General features: G+C 71.5%; 4 protein-coding genes. All 4 read right to left on the reverse strand.

The window, feature by feature from the left end:
- Positions 1-738: NADH-quinone oxidoreductase subunit J (locus NBW84_RS23250; RefSeq protein WP_250287401.1), on the reverse strand; the 738-nt coding region annotated here is incomplete at its 3' end.
- Complete coding sequence (gene nuoI, locus NBW84_RS23255; protein ID WP_250287404.1) at positions 735-1,319, reverse strand: NADH-quinone oxidoreductase subunit NuoI; 585 nt, start codon at positions 1,317-1,319, stop codon at positions 735-737. The genes nuoI and NBW84_RS23250, both read right to left, overlap by 4 nt.
- Before the next feature lie 3 nt (positions 1,320-1,322).
- Positions 1,323-2,687 (reverse strand): NADH-quinone oxidoreductase subunit NuoH, encoded by a 1,365-nt coding sequence (gene nuoH, locus NBW84_RS23260; RefSeq protein WP_250287406.1) that lies wholly within the window; start codon positions 2,685-2,687, stop codon positions 1,323-1,325.
- On the reverse strand, positions 2,684-3,685 hold a 1,002-nt coding region (locus NBW84_RS23265; protein WP_250287407.1), incomplete at its 5' end, for a molybdopterin-dependent oxidoreductase. The genes NBW84_RS23265 and nuoH, both read right to left, overlap by 4 nt.

Genomic DNA, 3,685 nt, shown 5'->3' on the forward strand with positions numbered 1-3,685 from the left:
GGCGTCCCCAGGGCTCCCGGCGTCGCGGCCCGCGCCGGGACCGGCACCGCCGGGCAGGCCCGCCGGCAGCCGGGCGTCCTGGGGCCGGGCGTAGACGGCCGGCCCGGGGATCGGGGTGACCCGGCCCCCGTCGGCGAACCGGCGCCGCAGCATCTCCCGCTGCGTCACCTTGCCGTCGACCCGTTCCCGGTGCCCGAGGATCATGGCGCCGACCGCGGCGATGATGAGCAGCGCGGAAATGATCTCGAACGCGAACACGTAGTCGGTGAACAGCAGGCGGGCGATCGCCTGGATGTTGCCGCCGTCGTTGGCGGCCGTGAGCCCGGCCGCGGTGGTGCCGTTGTTGATCACGCCGCCGATCGGGAACACCAGCAGCCCGGCGAACCCGAACCCCAGGATGATCGCGGCCACCCGCTGGCCGCGCAGGGTCTCCACCAGGGAGTCGGAGGAGTCCACCCCGACCAGCATCAGCACGAACAGGAACAACACCATGATTGCCCCGGTGTACACGACGATCTGCACGAAACCGAGGAACGGCGCGTCCTGCAGCAGGTAGAAGACAGCCAGGCAGAAGAAGTTCGTCACCAGCAGCAGCGCCCCGTGCACGGCGTTGCGGGCGAGCACCATGCCCAGTGCCGCGAGCACCGCCACCGGGGCGAGCACCCAGAACGTCGCGGCCTCGCCGGTGGACGTCCGGGTGATCTCCCCCGCCGCCTGGGCCAGGATCTGCGCGCTCATCGGGCCGGCTCCGGCTCGCTGTCCAGGCCGGGCGCGTCCGCGCCGGCGCCGGAGAGACCGGATGCGTCGAAGGGGCCGGCGCGGTCCGGGTCGAACCGGTAGTAGTCCGTCTCGCTGTCACCGAGGAACATCGGATGCGGCGGCGCCGTCATCCCCTCGCCCAGCGGGGCGAGCAGCTGCTCCTTGGTGAAGATGAGGTCCGTCCGGCTGTCGTCGGCGAGCTCGTAGTCGTTGGTCATGGTCAGCGCCCGGGTCGGGCACGCCTCAATGCACAGGCCGCACAGGATGCAGCGCAGATAGTTGATCTGGTAGACGCGCCCGTAGCGCTCCCCGGGGGAGTAACGCTGCTCCTCGGTGTTGTCCGCGCCCTCCACGTAGATCGCGTCGGCCGGGCAGGCCCACGCGCACAGCTCGCAGCCGACGCACTTCTCCAGCCCGTCGGGATGCCGGTTGAGCTGGTGGCGGCCGTGGAAACGAGGCGCGGTCGGCTTCTTCTCCTCCGGATACTGCTCGGTCGTCGGCTTCTTGAACATGGTCGAGAAGGTGACGCCGAATCCCTTGTACGGGTCGAGGATCCCCATGGCTCAGCTCTCCTGCCGCGGTCCACCCGCGACGATGACGGTGGCGGACGACGACCGGTCCGGGCCGGTGACGGACGGCGGCCGGCCGGCCGCGCCGGCCGCGTCGGCCGTAGCGGCGGGCGGCGGCCACGGGATCCGGTCCAGACTGGGCGCGTTACGGATGCGCTCCTGCTCGGCGGCCTCAAGACGTTCCCGGTGTTTGCGCGCACCGGGATCGATGATCGTGACGATGAGCAGGATGCCGGTGGCGATCCCGAAACCGATCAGCCACGGCGTCCGGTCGGTGACGTTCTCCCGGTAGACCTTGAAGGTCGCCACGGCGAGCAGCCACACCAGCCCGACCGGGATCAGGACCTTCCAGCCGAACGCCATGAACTGGTCGTAGCGCAGCCGGGGCAGCGTGCCGCGCAGCCAGATGAACAGGAACAGGAACGCCAGCAGCTTCAGCACGAACCAGATCACCGGGAACCAGCCGGTGTCGAAGTGCGAGAAGTACGGGATCGGCGGCGGCTGCCACCCGCCGAGGAACAGCGTCGTCGCCACCGCGGACACGGTCACGGTGTTGATGTACTCGGCGAGGAAGAAGAACGCGAACTTGATCGAGCTGTATTCGGTGTGGAAACCACCGACCAGCTCGCCTTCGGCCTCGGGCAGGTCGAACGGCGTCCGGTTCGTCTCACCCACCATCGCGATGCAGTAGATGATGAAGGACGGCACCAGCACCACGTTCCACCAGTGGCTCTGGCCCTCCACGATGCCCGAGGTGGACAGCGTCCCGGAGTTGAGGAAGACCGCGACGAAGGACAGCCCCATCGCGACCTCGTAGGAGATGATCTGCGCCGCCGAGCGCAGCGACCCCAGCAGCGGGTAGGTCGACCCGCTCGCCCAGCCGGAGAGGATCAGCCCGTACACGCCCAGCGACGAGGCGGCCAGCACGAACAGGATGGCCACCGGCAGGTCCGCGAGCTGCAGGCTGGTGTGCTCACCGAAGATCGACACCTCGGGCCCGAACGGGATCACCGCGAACGCGAGGAACGCCGGGATCGCCGAGACGATCGGGGCGAGGATGAAGACCGGCCGGTCGGCGAGAACCGGGATGATGTCCTCTTTGAGCATGAGCTTCACGCCGTCGGCGAGGCTCTGCAGCCAGCCCTTGGGGCCGTGCCGGTTGGGGCCGACACGCTGCTGCATCCGGGCCACGACCTTGCGCTCGAACACGATCGCGAACAGCGTTATCAGCAGCAGGAAGGCGAAGACCGCCACGGCCTTGAGCAGGATCAGCCAGAACGGGTCGTCACCGAAGACGGCCAGGTCCGGGTCGGTGGCACCGGCCGCCAGCACCGGCGCGAACGAGGGTGAGTAGCTCATGACCGGCCTTCCGCGCCGCTGCCCGCGACGGCGTCGACAAGATCATGGCCGCCGTCCGGGGCGCCGGCGGCCACACTGATGTTCACCACTTCGCCGGCACGCCCGGCGAGCGAGGCACGGACGTGGGAGCCCGGTGAGAAGGCCGGCAGCCACACCACCCGGTCGGGCATCGAAGTGATCTCCAGGGGGAGGGTGATGGTGCCGCGGCCGGTGCTGACGCTGACGGGCGCGCCGTCGACCGCGCCGATCTCACCGGCCGTCACCGCCGACAGCCTGACCCGCGGCGGGCGGGCCGTCCCGGCGAGGTAGGGCTCGCCGTCGAGCAGCCGGCCGTCGTCGATCAGCTGGTGCCAGCTGGCGAGCACCGCCTGGCCCGGTGCCGGCTCGGGCAGCGCGGGCTGCTCGGCCGCCGGCGCCGGCACGCGGTTGATCCCGGCACCGGCACGGCCGAACCTCGCCAGCTCGCGCGCGGCCACCCCGGGGTCGTCCACACCGAGGGCGATCCCCATCCGGGCGGCCAGGATGTGCAGCACCCGCAGGTCCGGCAGCGCGGCGGTCTCCAGGGCCCGCTGGAACGCGCGCAGGCGTCCCTCCCAGTTGACGAACGAGCCCGCCTTCTCCGCCACCGGCGCGACCGGCAGGACCACGTCGGCGAGTTCGGTCACCGCGGAGGCGCGCACCTCCAGGGACACGCAGAACGGCACGGAGGCGATCACCTTCAGGGCGGCGGCCGGATCGGGCAGGTCGTGGACGTCCACCCCGGCGACGACGAGCCCGTCGAGCTCACCGGCGGCAGCGGCGGCGAGGATGGCCGCGGTGTCCCGGCCCGGCTCGGCCGGGACGACGGCACCCCAGATCTCCTCGGCCTCGGCGCGGGCCACCGGATCCGCCACCGGGCGCCCGCCCGGCAGCAGCGATGGCAGTGCGCCGGCGGCGAGCGCGCCGCGCTCCCCGGCCCGGCGTGGCACCCAGGCCAGCCGCGCGCCGGTCGCCTCGGC

This window comes from Protofrankia sp. CiP1_Cm_nod2, from assembly GCF_920664355.1.
GTDB lineage: Bacteria > Actinomycetota > Actinomycetes > Frankiales > Frankiaceae > Protofrankia.

Excerpts from the sequence above, each read along its gene's own strand:
- nuoI (WP_250287404.1), bottom strand. The coding sequence starts at position 1,319 with ATGGGGATCCTCGACCCGTACAAGGGATTCGGCGTCACCTTCTCGACC.
- nuoH (WP_250287406.1), bottom strand. The coding sequence starts at position 2,687 with ATGAGCTACTCACCCTCGTTCGCGCCGGTGCTGGCGGCCGGTGCCACC.